Consider the following 16377-nt stretch of genomic DNA (forward strand, 5'->3'; position numbering starts at 1 on the left):
CAACAGAGAACCACCGCGATGAAAAGACGCCCCGAACAAGCATGGATCGCCACGCTGCCCGTAGCACTGGCCCTACCTGCCGCCTGCTGGGCAGTGGGCGCGGCGTGGATCGGAAAGCCGGTGGCCGATATCCTGTTCCTGACCCTCATGCAGGCAATCGTCCACATCATCGCCTATGGCCTCACCGGATTGCCGATCTTTCTCCTGAGCTACCGGAATCCCGCTTCCCCCATCTGGATGCTCCCTTTCGCCCTTGTGGTGGGGCCTCTCATAGGCGCCCTCACCGTCGCTCTCATCGCTCCGCAGCCCGTCTTCATCATCGCTGGAGCCGCCTACGGACTCTTCACCGCCATCGCCGCATGGCTGCAACGCCCCCGCCACCATGAAAACACTCACCATCTTCCATGACCCGCAATGCGGGCTGTGCGCCGCCTTCAAGGAATGGCTGAACCGCCAGCCGAAGTATGTGGAGGCCCGCTTCATCCCCTACAACGCGCCCGCCGCCGCACGCCTCTTTCCCGGCCTGCAGGACATGGGTGCGGGAAAGGATGTGGTCGTCCTCGCGGATGACGGCAGTTGGTGGCAGGGCGAGACCGCCTGGCTGACCTGCCTGTGGATCACCCGTGAATACCGGCCATGGAGCTACCGCTTCAAAAGCCCGCTGCTCCGGCCACTGGTGAAGCGGGCGATCCACCTGCTGGCGGAGAACCGCCTGACCATTTCGCGCCTGCTGCACCTGCGCCATGACGAACAGCTCGCGCAGGCCATCCGCACGCAGCCGCAGCCGCAGTGCCAGACCGGCACCTGCCAGATCGACAGCCCTTTCAAATTCCACACCCCACCACCCCCACTGCCATGACAACGAACAGCATCGTGATCTTCGGAGCCAACGGCTTCCTCGGCCGCTACCTGTGCCGCCATTTCACCCGCCAGGGCAGGGAGGTGGTGGCCATCGCCCGCAACCGTGACGGCTGGAGCGGGGATGGTATGTTCCTGGAATGGGATGGAAAGCACGACGGCCCGTGGACGCTCGCCCTGGAGGGGGCGGAGGCGGTCATCAACCTGGCGGGTGCCACCGTGAACTGCCGCTACACACCGGAGAACCGGGAAAAGATCCTCCGCTCGCGGGAGGACAGCACGCGGGCCATCGGCCGCGCCATCGCCGGGTGCAAGGTGCCGCCGAAAGTGTGGCTCAATGCCAGCACCGCCACCTGGTACCGCCACGCTGAGGACAGGCCGCAGGACGACTGGCTGGGGGAACACGGCACGGGATTCTCGTGCGATGTCGCCCGCACCTGGGAGGAGGCATTTTTCAGCGCGCTAGTCCCCGCCGCCACACGAAAGCTGGCACTCCGCATCGGCATGGTGCTGGCAAATGAGGAAGGCACCGTCCATCAGGTCCTCAGCCGCTTGGCCGCCCTCGGGCTTGGCGGAACCATGGGCAACGGCCGCCAGCGGATCAGTTGGATCCACATGGATGACTTCCTGCGTGCCGTGGACTTCGCCATCGCCGATCCCTTCCTGGACGGCACGGTCAATGTGACCGCTCCGGAGTTTCCGGAAAACCGGGAATGGATGCGGATCTTCCGCCGGGAAGCCGGAATGCCCGTCGGCCTGCCCGCGGCGCGATGGATGCTGGAGATCGGCGCTTGGTTCATGGGAACCGAGACGGAGCTGGTATTGAAAAGCCGCTGGGCGGAACCCGTCCGGTTGCGCGACGCGGGCTTCCGCTGGCGATGGAGAAGCGCCGCGGCGGCCATCCACGACCTGCGGGGCAGGAAGGGTCTCGAAGGCTTTTTCGCAGCCAGCGGCAGGCGGAGCATCGGTGCCAAAGGATGGCTGCCCTCCCCCAACCGGGGTGCCTGACCTGCCCTCCGGAACCCATTCCAGAGGGAAACCGGCGGAAAATCTTAGGAAAAAAACCCGGAGCTAAGTCGCTGGTTTTAAAAAATTTACCCGCCAATTTACTTAAGCCCCTCTAACAGTTGGACTTAATGGGTTGCCCCGGCACGCAATGGGCTTTAGAAGATGCACGCACAAAAAACCCACCATCAGCCGCAGCCTCTTAACCAATACTGCATGATCCCAAAGCTTCTTTCCCTCCCTCTCATCGCACTCACCGCAGCTCTCTTCACGAGCTGCTCGACTTCCGGCCCGAATGTCCTGTCGAAGTCCGACATCCGCTCCGGTTCCTCCTCTTCCTCCAAAGTCTTCAGCTTCGGCAAGTCCGAGAGCTTCCCGGTTTCCGCCCCATCCGCCGGCGTTGTCTCCGCCGCCGCCGCCAAGCCGAAAGACCGCCACAAGATGCCGGTCTATGCTTTCAGCGAGCGTAACCGCCTGGTCCGAACCACCGCCTACACCTGCAGCGAGGACGACCACCTGATCTACGGCAGCAAGAACGCCACCGGCACCCAGCTCCGCTACACCGACCGCGTCCGCAGCGCCGCCGCCGACTGGTCCTTCTATCCGGTGGGTACTGTCTTCCGCATCACCGGCCTTCCCTATCTCTATGTCGTCGATGACTACGGCTCCGCCCTCACCGGCACCGGCACCATCGACATCTACAAGCCGTCCAAGGACGTCATGAACCAGTGGGGCCGCCGCAATGTGGAGGTGACCATCGTCCAGTGGGGTTCCTTCACCCGTTCCGCGGAGATCCTCGCCCAGCGCACGAAGTTCAGCCACTGCAGCCAGATGCTCGCGAACATCGTCCGCCAGCGTCCCCAGCTCAGCACCGTCGCCAAGCGCTGATCCGCTTCCCCGATCATCCCGCTTTCCGAAAAACCCGGCCCGCAAGCCGGGTTTTTTCGTGCCCCGATCCCTGACAGAGGTCAGCGTTTCTTCCGCAGCCGCTTGCCGCTTAGGCGGCTGGCGATGAGGTTCGGGCAGCGGCCTTTCAGGCGCAGTTGCTCGCAGTTCGCCTCGATCTTGATCGACTGGCGTAGCGGTTTGAATCCGAGCCGTCGGGTCACACAGTCGTTGAGAAGGTCCAGATTCACGTCCTCAAACTCCACCACCCGGCCGCAGTCGATGCAGACGAGGTGGTTGTGCGACGGCTTGTCGAGGAAGTTGGGATCGTAGGTCGTCTGGTTGTCGCCCAGGTCGATCTGCTGCAGGAGGTTCGCCTCCACCAGCAGGCCCAGCGTGCGATAGACGGTGGCGCGGGAGGTGTCGGAGTCCGCCTTGCGCACCCGCTCGAACAGCTCCTCCGCCGTGAAATGCTCGTCCTTCGAGAACACCGCGCGCACGATGGAGTCGCGCTGGTTGGTCCTCCGCAGGCCTTTCCGGCGGATGAAATCATCGAGTCGTGTTTGGACGGAGCTATCCATGGACGCAACAATAAGTGCAGCTTATTGAGACTGGAAAGTGGGAATTTCATCTTTGTTTCCAATCCGGGAATCGACAGGAGCTTGATCCCGGCTAGCTTTTCCCAACGGATGACCCTGCGTGACCTCGGTTGGAATGATGAACTGAAGGCAGCCTTCGCCCCCTACCGGGCGAAAGGCTGGGTACCCGCGCGGCTGATCCGGGAGACGCCCATCAACTACGGAGCCTTCCTCGACGATGGCGATGAGATCGACGTGATCCTCTGCGGCCGCCTGTGGCATGAGGCGCAGTGCGACGCGGACCTGCCCGCCGTGGGTGACTGGGTGGCGGTGGAACCGGGCAACGAGAACCAGGACCACGTCATCCGCGCAATGCTGCCCCGCAGGACCTGCTTTTCCCGGAAGATGCCCGGCAACAGCTCCGAGGCGCAGGTCATCGGCGCGAACGTGGACATCGTCGCGGTAGTGACGGATGCCGGTCCGGACTTCAACCTGCGGCGGATGGAGCGGTACTTCTCGCTCATCGGCAAGAGCGGCGCGAAGGCGCTGGTGCTGGTCAACAAGTCCGATCTTTTCACCAAGGAGGAGAACAAGCGGGCCGCGGAGGAGATCGCCGCGCTGTGGGATGAGGCGGACGTCCACATCACCAGCGCCATCAAGGGAGAGGGCCTGAAGGTTCTCAAAAAATATCTCAAGAAGGGCGTGACGATGTGCGTCGTCGGTTCGTCCGGCGTCGGGAAATCGACGCTGGTCAACCAGCTCTATGGCGAGGAGTGGCAGTGGACCGGCGAGGTCAACGAAACCACCGGCAAGGGCCGCCACACCACCACCTCCCGGGAGCTCGTCCCCTTGGATTCCGGCGGCATGCTCATCGACAACCCGGGCATGCGGGAGATCCAGATGTGGACCGACGAGCAGACGCTCCGCGAAAGCTTCGCGGATGTGGATGCCCTCACGCACGACTGCAAGTTCGCCGACTGCTCCCACCGCAAGGACACCGGCTGCGCCATCCGCGCCGCCGTGGACAAGGGCGAACTGGACGCGGGCCGCTACGAAAGCTTCCTCAACCTCGAAACCGAGATCGCCGCGCTCCGGAAGCGTGCGAAGAAACGCCAGATGGCCGTCGAACGCTGGGCGAAGCGCAACAACCGCGTGAAGGCCCGCAACCTAGCCGACCGCATCCAGTTGGAGAAGGACGAACGCGGCGACATTTGACCGATCCCATGAATTTCCGCCTGCCACTCATCGCCTGCGCCGCCGCGGTTCTTTCCGCCTGCGGAACGACCGGCGCTCTCCGGCCCTCCACCATCTCCACGGCGGAGGCTTCGCAATGGGTCGCCCGGGATGCGGATACCATCATCCTCGATGTCCGCACGCGGGAGGAATTCGCCGGCGGCCACCTCCCCGGTGCCAAACTCATTCCGTGGACGGACCGGGATTTCGAAGACCGTGCCGTGAAGGAACTGGACCGTGGGAAACCCGTGCTGGTCTATTGCGCGCGCGGTTCCCGCAGCGGCGCGGCTTCAAAGAAACTCGCCACGCTCGGCTTCCAGGTCCGCGATCTGGAGGGAGGCATCAACGCCTGGAAGCGCGGTGGCCATCCCATCACCCCATCCCGCTGATTCCATCCCATGAAGTCCGCGCTCCTCCGGCTCGTCATCGCCTGCGCGTCCCTCGCGCTGTCCGCCCCGTTCGCCGCAGCCCAGGCAACGCCGGAACAGACACAGAGCTGGCTCAAGGATGCGAAAACCACCCTCGCGCGGCTGGAGCAACCGGAGGCGGAATCCCAGCTACCTCCCGGCATCTCACCGGACGCGCTCGCGGAACGCCGCCGCGACATCGATCAGGCGGTCCGCACGCTCAACCGGCTGACCGGGCTGCGCGACTCCCTGCCGGATGCCCGCGCCGCGGCCACCGCCGCCAGGAAGGCGGAGTCGGAATGGAGCCACTTCACCGAGAAGCCCCCATATTCCCTGCTCCTCATCGACGACCTTGAGAACCGCCTGGCTGCCGCCGGGGAAAGGATCTCCACCTCCCGCTCATCGGTCTCCCTTTTCCAGCGCGCGCTGGAGAACGTCGCCACGGAATCCTCCGGCGTGGAGGAGCGGACCCGCACCGTCGCCGCCGCTCTGGCGAAGACCCCGGACGATCCGGCGCTCAAATGGCAGGCCGCGGCTGCGGTGGACAAGACCCGGCTCATCGCCGCGCGCCACGCGTCCGTCCTCGCCAACATCGATCTCCTCCAGGCCCAGGTCGATGCCTCACAGGCGGAAAGCGACCTGCTCCGCCGCCAGATCAAGGCAGCATCAAAATCGGCGACCCTCACCGCGGAGGACATCGCCAATCTTCAGAAGACCGCGAACGATCGCATCGCCGCGTTGCGGAAGGAGAACCAGGGCATCCGCGCGAGGCTGCGGGATGCCATCGTCGCCCGGACAAAGGCGAAGGAGGCGCTCGACGCATCCCTCAACACGCCAAGCCCCGACAACAAGGCGGACCCGCTGCTCACCGCCGTCTTCGAAACCTCCGAAACGCGCGCCGAAGCCCTCCAGTTCATCTCGGACAACCTCGATTCCTTCGCCTCCCTCGAAGCTCTCACGCCGGAAGTCTATCAGAAGCGGCGCGACTACCTCACCGCCAGCTCCCGCAAGGACCGTCTGGAAGCCGTCCAGGAACTCCGCAGCTACCTGGACCGGCTGAGCGCGTGGCAGACCGTCTCCTCGAACGAACTCACCGCCGTCATCGCGGACCTCGGCAGGCAAAGCTCCCTCAGCAATCTCATCACGGACGCGGACCCGCGTGTGAAGACCCTCGCGGAGCGCCGTGAGGTGCTGTGGGAAAAGCAGCAGTTCCTCCAGCGCGTGGTGCAGGCCTCCACCTTCCAGCAACGGAACCTCGCCCGGTGGATCGGCGCGTTCGAGGAAGCGGAGCGGCCGAAGAACTGGTCCACCTGGCTGGGCGACGGCTGGACGAAGACCAAGAACCTCATCCGCCGCATCTGGACCTTCGAGCTGACGAAGATCCCAACCGCCACCGGCCAGCAGAGCGTCGAGCTGGGGCTGGTCATCAGCGCCCTCACCTTCTTCCTCATCGCCTACTTCATCACCGCCCGCCTCACCCGCAGGCTGCAGTCCATCGCCGTCAACCGGGGCCGCATCGCGGAAGCCCAGGCGAACACCTTCCGCAACTGGCTGATGATCCTGGCGGGCATCGTCCTCGCCCTCACCACCCTGCACATCCTGAGAATCCCGCTCACGGTCTTCGCGTTCTTCGGTGGTGCCCTGGCCATCGGCCTTGGTTTCGGCACCCAGACCCTGATCAAGAATTTCATCAGCGGCATCATCGTGCTGTTCGAGCGGAAAATCCGGGTGGGTGACATCATCGAGGTCGATGCCTCCACCACCGGCACCATCACGGAGATCAACACCCGCTCCTCCGTGCTGCGGAATGCCGAAGGAAAAGAGACGCTGATCCCCAACTCCCTGTTCCTGGAAAACCGCGTGACCAACCTCACGCTTTCCAACCGCCGCGTGCGCCGCTCCATCCGGCTGGGGGTCGCCCACGGCAGCGACGCATCCCAGGTGATGGCGGTGATGAAGGAATGCGCGGAGCGTCATGGCCTGATCCTGAAGGAACCCGCGCCGTTGGTGACCCTGGATGACATCAATCCGGGTGGCATGACCTTCATGGTCTATTTCTGGACGGAGTTCAACAGCAAGACGGACTCCAACATCGTCTCCAGCGACATCCGCATCATGATCGACAAACGCTTCTCGGAGGCCGGCATCAGCTTCCAGAACTCGGACATGACCCTGCGTGCGGATGCACCGCTGCCGCTGGAAATGGTCCGCCAGGCACCTGCCCCCGCTCCCGAACAAAAGCGCGCCATCCCATGAAGTCGGACGCGGAATGGATGGAACTCGCGCTGGCGAAGGCCCGCAAGGGCATCGGCCGGACGGCTCCCAACCCACCTGTCGGCTCCGTGATCGTGAAGGACGGCGTGTTGCTCGGCAGCGGCTACCACCACGCCGCGGGGAAACCCCACGCGGAGCGGGAGGCGCTGGCGGATTTGTTCAAACGCCATGGCAAAAACGCCGCACGCGGTGCCACCGCCTACGTGACGCTGGAACCCTGCTCGACCCATGGCCGCACCCCGCCCTGCACGGACGGGTTGATCGAAGCCGGGATCTCCCGCGTGGTGTATGCCACCGTGGACCGGAATCCGTCCCATGCCGGACGCGCGGACAGCATCCTGCGGGACGCGGGGATCGAGGTCGCTTCCGGCGTGATGAAGGAAGAGGCGGACAGGATCCTGCTGCCATTTTTCAAGGTGAAGGAAACCGGGCTGCCATGGATCATCTGGAAAACGGCCATTAGCCTGGACGGTCGCATCACCCGTCCTCCGGGGGAGGGCCAGTGGCTGACCGGACCGGAAGCACGCAATGACGTCCAGAAGCTGCGCTCCACCGTGGACGCCATCCTCACCACCGGGGAGACCGTCCGCCGCGACCACCCCGCGCTCACCATCCGCGTCCCGGAACTGCTGGAAGGCCGGACCCAACCATGGCGCGTGATCTTCACCGACCATCCATCCTCCCTTCCCCAGGATGCGCCGCTGCTTTCCGACGGGTGGCGGCACCGCACCCTCATCCGCTCCCGCTCCGGCCTCGGGGAATCCCTGCGCGCCCTGGTGCGTGACCAAGGCGTGCTGAGCGTGATGATCGAGGCTGGCGGCGTGTTTTCCGCCGCGATGATCGAAGCGGGCTTCATCGACGAGGCCGTCATCTACTACGCCCCGATGCTCTGCGGCGGCCCGTCCCCCGGACTGGCGGGAGAGGGACTGCACCCGTCCCTCAAAATGAAAGATGTCTCCTTCGAACAACTCGGAGGAGACATCAGGATATCGGGTCTGGTGGACCGTTGAAGCTCAGCGGAAAATGCCACCGATCACGCGGCGCACCTCATCGCGGCGCGCGTCATGGAAATCACGCGGCGACGGGCCACGGCCGTGGTATCCGCGGTCATAGCCCCGCTCATCGCAGCGGTCGCGGCCATAACCGCTACGGTATCCACCGTAGCCACCGCGGCTGTGGTGGTAGCTGACGGGAAGGATGCGGGTGCCCCAGACGGCGTGGCCGTAACGGTCGACATGGACGACGTAACGCTCGGTGTAGATCGGCGTGCCACAGGAGGCACGGCCGCTGATGTAGACGCTGCTGCCGTGGTAGGACTCCCGGCAATGTTCGCGGGCTTCGGACTTGGAAGCGGAAACCGCGATCATGGCGATGGCGGCGATGGCGGAGGCGATGGTTTTCATGAGTTGGTATCTCGGTTACGGAATCTCTGACGAAGCCGCCGCACGGATATTCACCAACCCATGGAATTATTTTTTCCTCACGGAAAAAGACCGCGCGCGGCCTTCGCATCGGCCACCGTCTTGATGGCGATCGCCTGTGCGGCCATGCGGTGGGAGACGCCGTTCCGCCGTGCGAAGCCGGTGACTTTCTCGAAGCTGGCGTGCAGCAGGGTCTCCAGCTTTGTGATCACCTCGCGCTCCGTCCACTGGAACCGCTGGAGGTTCTGCACCCACTCGAAGTAGGACACGGTCACGCCGCCCGCATTGCACAGGATGTCAGGGATCACGAAGATGTCATTCCGCGCGTCGATGACGCGGTCCGCGTCCGGCGTGGTCGGGCCGTTGGCACCTTCCGCGAGGATGCGGCACTTCAGGCGGGGTGCGTTCTCCCCGGTGATCACGCGGTCGAGCGCGCACGGCGCGAGGATGTCGCACGGCTGCTCCAGCAGCTCCTCCCCGCCGATGGCATCCGCCCCCGGAAACCCGGACAACGTACGATGTTCATCGTAGTGAACGCGGAGCGCCTTGATGTCGATGCCGCCGGGATTCCAGATCCCGCCGTTCACATCGGAAATCCCGAGGATCTTCACCCCGTAAGAGGCGAGGGTGAAAACCGCGTGCGAGCCGACGTTGCCGAACCCTTGGACGATGGCCGTCGCGCCCTCCACCGCCATGCCCAGCTTGTTGAGCGCGCCGGAGGCGAGGAAAGCGACGCCATGGCCCGTGGCCTGCGTGCGGCCCGCCGATCCCTGGAGCGTCAGCGGCTTTCCGGTCACGATCGCCGGGACCAGGTGGCCGACATGCGTGGAGTAGGTGTCCGTCATCCACCCCATGGTCTTCTCATTCGTCCCCATGTCCGGCGCCATCACATCCACCTCCGGCCCGATGAACGGGATCATCTCCATGGTGTAGCGCCGGGTGAGCCGCTCCAGCTCGGCCTCCGACATGGTGCGCGGATCACACGCGATGCCGCCTTTCCCGCCGCCATAGGGCAGGTCCATCAGCGCGCACTTCCAGTTCATCCACATGGCCAGCGCGGCGACCTCGCCGAGGTCCACCGCCGGATGGTAGCGCAGCCCGCCCTTCACCGGACCGCGGGTGAGGTGGTGCTGCACCCGGTGGCCGAAAAACACCTCCGTGGTCCCGTCGTCCCGCTTGATCGGCACGGTCACGGTGATGAGCCGCTTCGGCCACTTGCAGCGTTCCCTGATGTCATCCGCCAACTGCAGGAAATCCGCCACGCGGTCGAACTGTTCCGCCGCCATCGCAAACACCGGATTCTTCAGAAGATCATCCCTCATGGAGTGAATAAAGCGCGGTTCCCCGCAGTTGGCACGCGCGGAAAACCGTTCCCATCCGAATTTCAGTCCAATCTGCGGGGAAACGCTTTTTCTGTTCCGGAATCGCCCCCCAGCCCTCTAACCTCCGGGCGTGCCTATGCCCCACGCCAGTGAACCCCTGCGTACCGACGGAAAATTTTTCCGCGCGGGGAATGAGCGCGTCCCCTTGCTGGCGGTGACCTACGGCCCGTTTCCGGACGATTACCCGACCCCCGAGGATGAGGATTTCGCCCGCATCGCGGAGGCCGGGTTCAATGCCGTGCGGACCTACACGCTGCCGGGCGTGGAGCTGCTGGACGCGGCACACCGCCATGGCCTGCGGGTGTTCGCCGGGCTGGAGTGGGGCTATCCTTCGGACTTCGGGAAGCGTCCTGGCATTGTCACCCAGGCATTGGTGAAGCTGGCCAATTTCCTGCGTGACCACGGGCAACATCCCGCGCTCACCGGAGTCTATGTGGCCAACGAGATCCGCGCCGACTTGGTGCGGTGGATGGGTCCCGACTTTGTCCGCGACGTGCTGGAGCAACTGATCACAGAGGGAAGGAGGGCGGCACCCCATCTCCTTTTCGCCTACGCGAACTACCCCAGCACGGAATACCTGGAACCCGCGAACGCGGACTTCACCGCCTTCAACATCTACCTCGAGAAAGAGCAGGACTACCGCGCCTACCTGAAACGGCTCCACCACATCGCCGGCGACCGCCCGCTGGTGATCTCCGAGTTCGGCCTCGATACCCGCCGGAACAGCCCTGAAAAGCAGGCCGATGCGCTGCGCTGGGGTGCCACCATCTCCCGTGAGGAAGAGGCCGCGGGATTCACGGTCTATTCTTGGAGCGACCGCTGGGCGACCGGTGGCAGGGAGATCCTCGACTGGGACTTCGGCATGACGGACCGCGGCGGTGCGCCGAAAGAAGCGCTGCTCCGCTGGGATGCCTCCCTTTTCACAAGGACGGAGTTCGCCCCTTCACCTTTCATTTCCGTGATCATCTGCACGCGGAACGGCATCAAGCGCATCGAGTCATGCCTGGAAGCCGTCTCGCGCATGACCGGCGGCGGATTCGAAACCATCGTCGTCGATGATGGATCGGAGGACGGCACGGCGGATCTGGTGGCCACGCGCTTCCCCGGCATCCGCCTGCTGCGGCTGGAACCCGGCGGCCTGAGCGCGGCGAGGAATGCCGGTGCCGCAGCCGCCCGCGGTGAGGTGCTGGCCTTCACGGACGATGACTGCGAGCCGGACATCGAGTGGGTGGCCCGGCTGCGGAGGGTCTTCCATGATGGGAAGTTCGCCGCCGCAGGCGGACCGAACCTGCCACCACCACCGAGGGACTGGCGTGAGGCGGTCGTTTGCGCCGCTCCCGGCGCGCCCAGCCATGTGATGCTGACGGATGACGAGGCGGAGCATCTTCCCGGTTGCAACATCGCCGTGACCAAGGAGGCGTTCAACGCGGTGGGTGGCTTCGACCCGCAGTTCCGCACCGCAGGTGATGACGTCGATTTCTGCTGGCGGCTGCGGGAGGCGGGCTACCGGCTCGGCTTTGCGGCGGGTGCCTTCGTCTGGCATTGGCGGCGGCCATCGTTCAGCGCGTTTTTCCGCCAGCAGCAGGGATATGCGAAGGCGGAGCGCCTGCTCATCGCGAAACATCCGGGGCGTTTCTCGAAACGCGGCGGCGCACGCTGGGAGGGCTTCGTCTATGGCGGGGGGCCGGTGCGTGCCACGCGCGACTCCATCATCTACCACGGGCCGATGGGCACCGCGGGCTACCAGCATGTGATGAACCGCATGCTGCCGCTGCGCGGACTGGACGAGCGCCATGACACGGTGGTGAACCGCCTGGTGCTCGATCTGGTCACCTTCATCCAGCCACGGCTCCGCGCCTGGGGCAGGAACCACGCCATCGTCCTGCGGAGCGGGGCGGCGGAACAGCACCGCGCGGAGGACCCGAGCGACGAGTTCGGCATCCAGCCGAAGGAAGGGCAGGACCGCGAGTTCTTTCTGAAGTTCCTCGTGGACCGCCGGTGGAAGCCCGGCGGCGATACGGATGAATGGGACGTGGAGAAAAACGGCACCCGCGTGCTGCTGGCCACGGAATACCGCAACCACAAGCCGGTGATCCTCTTCCGCGTCTGGGGCCCGGCGGAGCAACTGATGCTCTACATGGGCGTGAACCGGAAACGCCGATGAGCCTGCTGACGAAAGATTTCTCCTACCATCTGCCGGACGAACTGATCGCATCCAAGCCACTGGCGGAGCGTTCCGCCTCCCGCATGATGGTGATCCACCGGGACACCGGCGTCATCGAGCACCGCATGTTCACGGACTTTCCGGAGTATCTCCGCGCGGACGATCTGCTCGTGCTCAATGACACGAAAGTCATCCCAGCCCGCGTGTTTTCCGACGATGGCAAGATCGAGCTGCTCTGCCTGGACCGGCTTTCCCCGACCGAGTGGCGCTGCCTCGTCCGCCCCGGGAAAAAAATGCGCGAAGGCAGGACGGTCACCGCCGGAGGAACTACGGGAACCGTAGTCGAAGTTTTCGAAAACGGCGACCGCCTGATCCGCTGGGATGCCCCCGTGGACCTGGACAAGCACGGCCACCTGGCCCTGCCCCACTACATGAACCGGGAGGACGAACTGTCCGACCGGGAGCGTTACCAGACCGTCTTCGCCCGCGAGGAAGGCGCCATCGCCGCGCCCACCGCCGGCCTGCATTTCACCCCGGAGCTGCTGGCGCAAATCCCGCACGCATTCCTCACCCTGCATGTCGGTGTGGGCACCTTCCGCCCGGTGAGCGTCGAGAACCTTTCCGAGCACGTGATGCACTCGGAACGCTACGCCGTCACCCGGGACACCGCCGCCAAGGTGAACGCCGCCTCACGCGTCATCGCCGTGGGCACCACCGTCACCCGCGTGCTGGAGTCCCTGCGCACGGACGACGGCCGGAGGATCGCGGAGGACGACCAGCGCGGGGAGACGGACATCTTCATCCACCCGCCCTACCGGTTCGGTGTGATCGGCGGCCTGCTGACGAATTTCCACCTGCCGGAAAGCACGTTGATCATGCTGGTGAGCGCTTTCGCCGGACGGGAGCTGGTGCTGGACGCCTACCGCCAGGCGGTCGAGCGTCGCTACCGTTTTTACAGCTACGGGGACTGCATGCTGTTGATTTGAGCGGCGTGGTGTGGAAACTCCCGGTAGATGAAATTGATCTCCTGGAATGTGAACGGCATCCGCGCCACGCTGGGCAAGGGCTTCGGCGACTTCGTCACCGCCTCGAAACCGGACATCCTCTGCCTGCAGGAAACCAAGGCACGGCCGGAGCAGGTCACCCTGCCACCGGAGCTGGAAGGCTACCATGGCTTCTGGGATGTGGCGCAGAAGCCGGGCTACTCCGGCGTGGCCGTCTTCACCCGGGAGCAACCGCTCGACGTCCGCATGGGCCTGGGCATGGACGAACATGACAAGGAAGGCCGCGTGCTGACGCTGGAGTATCCGGACTTCCACCTGGTGAATGTCTATACGCCCAACTCCCAGGACGGCCTGCGCCGCCTGCCCTACCGCCTCACCTGGGACCTCGCCTTCCGCCGCCATGTCTCCGGACTGGCGAAGACGAAGCCGGTCATCTTCTGCGGTGACCTGAACGTCGCCCACCAGGAGATCGACATCGCCCGGCCAAAAGAGAACCGCCTTTCCGCAGGCTTCTCCGACGAGGAACGGGCCAGCTTCGGCGAACTGCTCGGCGCGGGCTTCACCGATACCTTCCGCCACCTTTACCCGGACAAGCGGGAGGCCTATTCCTGGTGGTCGTTCCGTGGCGGCGCGCGCTCGCGGAACGTCGGCTGGAGGATCGACTACTTCGGTGTTTCGCAGCCATTCATGGATCGCGTGAAGGACGCGGTCATCATGCCTGAGGTCACCGGTTCCGACCATTGTCCGGTCGGGATCACCCTTGCCTGATCCCGCCGCATCGGGCAGTTTTGCAAAAACGCCGGAAAACCCACGTATCCGGTGGCCCTGCGACATGCCGTTCCCGCGTACCATCCTTGCGTTCTCCCTGCTCTGCGCCGCCAGCTCCCATGCGGCGGACGATGGCGGCTTCACGGAACGCGCCTCGGAATTTTTCGCAAACCGCTGCACGGATTGCCATGATGCGGACACAAAGGAAGGTGGGCTGGACCTGACGAAGATCGGCCCGGACATGGCCGGACACACGGACCTGTGGACGAGCATCTATGACCGGGTGAAGTCCGGCGAGATGCCGCCGAAGAAGCGGAAGAACCGCCCGGAACCGGAAGAGATCCAGGGGCTGCTCAAATGGATCGAGCCGCGGCTCGCCCAGGCGGACCAGCAACAGCGCGAGGTGTATCTCCGCCGCCTCAACCGGGCCGAATACCGGAACACGATCCGCGACCTGCTGGGCGTGGACCGGGATTTCTCCGGCACGCTGCCGGAGGACCAGAAAGCGGGCGGCTTCGACAACAACGGCAAGGCGCTCGCCATTTCCGCCGACCAGATGGAGGCCTACCTCACCGCCGCGTCCGTGGCACTGGACCAGGCACTGAAACCGGGAGAGAAGCCGGTGACCCACAAGGTGGTGGTGGATCCCGCACCGGAGCTGCTGGAACACATCACGAAATATCCCACCAACAGCTACGCCATCGTCGATGGGATGGCCGCAACTTTCCGGACGGAACGCGGGACCTACTCCCAGGTCGCCACCCGGCAGAACGTGACGAAGAAGGCGGGCCACTACCGGTTCAAGTTCCAGGCAAAGGCGCTCAACACGACCAAGGATCTCGTCTTCGCCATCCGCAACTATGGCTCCGCCAGCGGCAGCGGGAATCCCGGCTACCTGGAAGTCGGTCCGCAGTTGAAGACCTTCGAGTTCGAGATGGATATGGGTGCCTACTCGCCCATCCAGTTCTTCGCCATGGGCCTGCCCTACCTGCCGGACAAGGCAAAGGGAGCGACCAACCCCGGCATCGCCTTCGGCAAGGTGGAGATGACCGGCCCGCTCGTCCCCGCTTGGCCGCCGGAACCTTACACGCGGGTGCTGGGCAAGCTGGATGTCACCAAGGCGACCGCTCCGGATGCGCTGCCCGTGCTGGAGAAATTCATGGCCCGTGCCTTCCGCAGGCCGCTGCAACCGGGTGAGACGGACCGCTATCACGCGCTGGTTTCCGCACGGATGGAATCCGGCGCGACGTTCATCGAAAGCCTGCGCGCCGGGATGCTGGCCGTCCTTTGTTCGCCGAATTTCCTCTACCTGCGTGAGGACGTGCGGCCCGGGGAGACCCGCGTGGCGGATACGGAACTCGCCTCCAGGCTGTCCTACTTCCTCTGGAGTTCCATGCCGGATGCGGAGCTGCTGGAGCTGGCCGCCACCAACAAGCTCCGCGACCCGAAGGTGCTGCACGCCCAGGTGGAGCGCCTGCTGGCGGACGAGCGGTCGGAGCAGTTCATCCGCAACTTCACCGGCCAATGGCTGCACCTCCGGGAAATCAATGCCACCACCCCGGACGCGAAGGTTTATCCGGACTACGATGACCTCCTCCAATACTCGATGGTGGAGGAAAGCCGCACCTTCTTCCGGGAGATCCTCAACCGGGACCTGCCGATGGTGAACTTCATCGACTCCCAGTTCGCCATCCTCAACGGCCGCCTCGCGCAGCACTACGGCATCCCCGGCGTGGAGGGCATGGCCCTGCGCCCGGTGCGGCTGCCGAAGGACAGCGTGCGCGGCGGAGTGCTGACCCAAGCCAGCGTGCTGAAGGTCACCTCCAACGGCAGCTACACTTCTCCCGTCGTCCGCGGGGCATGGGTGCTGGAAAGCATCCTCGGCCGCCCGTCCCCGCCGCCGCCACCGAACATCAATGGCATCGAGCCGGACATCCGCGGCGCGACGACCATGCGCCAGTTGCTGGAAAAGCACCGGGAGGACTCGAGCTGCGCGTCCTGTCACCAGCACATCGACCCGCCCGGATTCGCGCTGGAGGACTTCGACCCCACGGGCGCGTTCCGAACCCACTACGTGAACTACGAGGCGGGCGAAGGGGAAAAGGAAAAGGGCAAGCTGGTGAACGGCCTGGCGGTGGATGCCAGCGGCGTGCTCACGGACGGACGCACCTTTTCCGGCATCGCCGGATTCAAAAAGCTGCTGCTCGCGACAGGCAGGGATGATTTCAGGCGTTGTCTCACGCAGAAGCTCATGACCTACGGCCTCGGCCGGGAACTCGGATTCTCCGACCGGCCCGCCGTTGCCCGGATCATGAATGAGTCCTCCGCGAAAGGTGACGGCCTGCGCACCCTCGTCCACCTCATCGTCTCCAGCGAAACCTTCTCCAACCGTTGATGC

At 64.7% G+C, this 16377-nt stretch carries 15 protein-coding genes; 12 read left to right on the forward strand and 3 right to left on the reverse strand.

The genetic code is table 11. From position 1 onward, the window contains the following. The first annotated feature begins 18 nt into the window (after window positions 1-18). The 4 genes from KF712_05885 (at window position 19) to KF712_05900 (ending at window position 2751) form a co-directional block, all read left to right on the forward strand. Window positions 19-408 (forward strand): hypothetical protein, encoded by a 390-nt coding sequence (locus KF712_05885; GenBank protein MBX3740500.1) that lies wholly within the window; start codon window positions 19-21, stop codon window positions 406-408. Continuing rightward, window positions 383-859, forward strand: coding sequence for a DUF393 domain-containing protein (locus tag KF712_05890; protein MBX3740501.1), 477 nt, complete (start codon window positions 383-385; stop codon window positions 857-859). Before KF712_05885 ends, KF712_05890 begins: the two co-directional genes overlap by 26 nt. Beyond that, window positions 856-1866 (forward strand): TIGR01777 family oxidoreductase, encoded by a 1011-nt coding sequence (locus KF712_05895; protein ID MBX3740502.1) that lies wholly within the window; start codon window positions 856-858, stop codon window positions 1864-1866. Before KF712_05890 ends, KF712_05895 begins: the two co-directional genes overlap by 4 nt. Window positions 1867-2304: 438 nt before the next feature. After that, on the forward strand, window positions 2305-2751 hold the full coding sequence (locus KF712_05900; GenBank protein ID MBX3740503.1) for a 3D domain-containing protein: 447 nt from the start codon (window positions 2305-2307) through the stop codon (window positions 2749-2751). A gap of 80 nt (window positions 2752-2831) precedes the next feature. On the opposite strand, the gene KF712_05905 is transcribed toward KF712_05900, so the two are convergent. Then, window positions 2832-3329 (reverse strand): transcriptional repressor, encoded by a 498-nt coding sequence (locus tag KF712_05905; protein MBX3740504.1) that lies wholly within the window; start codon window positions 3327-3329, stop codon window positions 2832-2834. 108 nt (window positions 3330-3437) lie between these two features. Between KF712_05905 and rsgA the strand changes: the two genes are divergently transcribed. From rsgA to ribD, 4 genes are read left to right on the forward strand one after another with little or no spacing between them, the layout of a single operon-like run. Continuing rightward, on the forward strand, window positions 3438-4541 hold the full coding sequence (rsgA, locus tag KF712_05910; GenBank protein MBX3740505.1) for a ribosome small subunit-dependent GTPase A: 1104 nt from the start codon (window positions 3438-3440) through the stop codon (window positions 4539-4541). Between the two features lie 8 nt (window positions 4542-4549). Further along, a complete protein-coding gene (locus KF712_05915) occupies window positions 4550-4948 on the forward strand; it encodes a rhodanese-like domain-containing protein (GenBank protein ID MBX3740506.1) in 399 nt (132 codons plus the stop codon). Between the two features lie 9 nt (window positions 4949-4957). Then, window positions 4958-7222: a mechanosensitive ion channel gene (locus KF712_05920; GenBank protein ID MBX3740507.1), complete on the forward strand. Its 2265-nt coding sequence runs from the start codon at window positions 4958-4960 to the stop codon at window positions 7220-7222. Further along, window positions 7219-8250, forward strand: coding sequence for a bifunctional diaminohydroxyphosphoribosylaminopyrimidine deaminase/5-amino-6-(5-phosphoribosylamino)uracil reductase RibD (gene ribD / locus KF712_05925; GenBank protein MBX3740508.1), 1032 nt, complete (start codon window positions 7219-7221; stop codon window positions 8248-8250). Before KF712_05920 ends, ribD begins: the two co-directional genes overlap by 4 nt. Before the next feature lie 3 nt (window positions 8251-8253). Here ribD and KF712_05930 read toward each other — a convergent pair whose 3' ends face one another. Both KF712_05930 and KF712_05935 read right to left on the reverse strand, forming a co-directional pair. Then, window positions 8254-8643, reverse strand: coding sequence for a hypothetical protein (locus KF712_05930; protein MBX3740509.1), 390 nt, complete (start codon window positions 8641-8643; stop codon window positions 8254-8256). A gap of 77 nt (window positions 8644-8720) precedes the next feature. Beyond that, the gene (locus KF712_05935) at window positions 8721-9947 is read right to left on the reverse strand and encodes a Glu/Leu/Phe/Val dehydrogenase (protein MBX3740510.1); all 1227 of its coding nucleotides are present in this window, start codon (window positions 9945-9947) and stop codon (window positions 8721-8723) included. Window positions 9948-10119: 172 nt separating this feature from the next. Here KF712_05935 and KF712_05940 point away from each other — a divergent pair, with 172 nt between their 5' ends. From KF712_05940 to KF712_05955, 4 genes are all read left to right on the forward strand, one after another. Then, window positions 10120-12207, forward strand: a complete 2088-nt coding sequence (locus KF712_05940; GenBank protein ID MBX3740511.1) for a glycosyltransferase — start codon at window positions 10120-10122, stop codon at window positions 12205-12207. Further along, the gene (gene queA / locus KF712_05945) at window positions 12204-13193 is read left to right on the forward strand and encodes a tRNA preQ1(34) S-adenosylmethionine ribosyltransferase-isomerase QueA (protein MBX3740512.1); all 990 of its coding nucleotides are present in this window, start codon (window positions 12204-12206) and stop codon (window positions 13191-13193) included. Before KF712_05940 ends, queA begins: the two co-directional genes overlap by 4 nt. A 27-nt stretch (window positions 13194-13220) precedes the next feature. Next, the gene (gene xth / locus KF712_05950) at window positions 13221-13979 is read left to right on the forward strand and encodes an exodeoxyribonuclease III (GenBank protein MBX3740513.1); all 759 of its coding nucleotides are present in this window, start codon (window positions 13221-13223) and stop codon (window positions 13977-13979) included. 64 nt (window positions 13980-14043) lie between these two features. Then, window positions 14044-16374, forward strand: coding sequence for a DUF1592 domain-containing protein (locus KF712_05955; protein ID MBX3740514.1), 2331 nt, complete (start codon window positions 14044-14046; stop codon window positions 16372-16374). The last annotated feature ends 3 nt before the right edge of the window (window positions 16375-16377 follow it).

This window comes from Akkermansiaceae bacterium (assembly GCA_019634595.1).
Taxonomy (GTDB): domain Bacteria; phylum Verrucomicrobiota; class Verrucomicrobiia; order Verrucomicrobiales; family Akkermansiaceae; genus Luteolibacter.

Excerpts from the sequence above, each read along its gene's own strand:
- KF712_05885 (MBX3740500.1), top strand. The coding sequence starts at position 19 with ATGAAAAGACGCCCCGAACAAGCATGGATCGCCACGCTGCCCGTAGCA.
- KF712_05935 (MBX3740510.1), bottom strand. The coding sequence starts at position 9,947 with ATGGCGGCGGAACAGTTCGACCGCGTGGCGGATTTCCTGCAGTTGGCG.
- KF712_05905 (MBX3740504.1), bottom strand. The coding sequence starts at position 3,329 with ATGGATAGCTCCGTCCAAACACGACTCGATGATTTCATCCGCCGGAAA.
- KF712_05890 (MBX3740501.1), top strand. The coding sequence starts at position 383 with ATGAAAACACTCACCATCTTCCATGACCCGCAATGCGGGCTGTGCGCC.
- rsgA (MBX3740505.1), top strand. The coding sequence starts at position 3,438 with ATGACCCTGCGTGACCTCGGTTGGAATGATGAACTGAAGGCAGCCTTC.
- queA (MBX3740512.1), top strand. The coding sequence starts at position 12,204 with ATGAGCCTGCTGACGAAAGATTTCTCCTACCATCTGCCGGACGAACTG.
- KF712_05920 (MBX3740507.1), top strand. The coding sequence starts at position 4,958 with ATGAAGTCCGCGCTCCTCCGGCTCGTCATCGCCTGCGCGTCCCTCGCG.
- KF712_05895 (MBX3740502.1), top strand. The coding sequence starts at position 856 with ATGACAACGAACAGCATCGTGATCTTCGGAGCCAACGGCTTCCTCGGC.
- ribD (MBX3740508.1), top strand. The coding sequence starts at position 7,219 with ATGAAGTCGGACGCGGAATGGATGGAACTCGCGCTGGCGAAGGCCCGC.
- xth (MBX3740513.1), top strand. The coding sequence starts at position 13,221 with ATGAAATTGATCTCCTGGAATGTGAACGGCATCCGCGCCACGCTGGGC.
- KF712_05930 (MBX3740509.1), bottom strand. The coding sequence starts at position 8,643 with ATGAAAACCATCGCCTCCGCCATCGCCGCCATCGCCATGATCGCGGTT.
- KF712_05940 (MBX3740511.1), top strand. The coding sequence starts at position 10,120 with ATGCCCCACGCCAGTGAACCCCTGCGTACCGACGGAAAATTTTTCCGC.
- KF712_05955 (MBX3740514.1), top strand. The coding sequence starts at position 14,044 with ATGCCGTTCCCGCGTACCATCCTTGCGTTCTCCCTGCTCTGCGCCGCC.
- KF712_05915 (MBX3740506.1), top strand. The coding sequence starts at position 4,550 with ATGAATTTCCGCCTGCCACTCATCGCCTGCGCCGCCGCGGTTCTTTCC.
- KF712_05900 (MBX3740503.1), top strand. The coding sequence starts at position 2,305 with ATGCCGGTCTATGCTTTCAGCGAGCGTAACCGCCTGGTCCGAACCACC.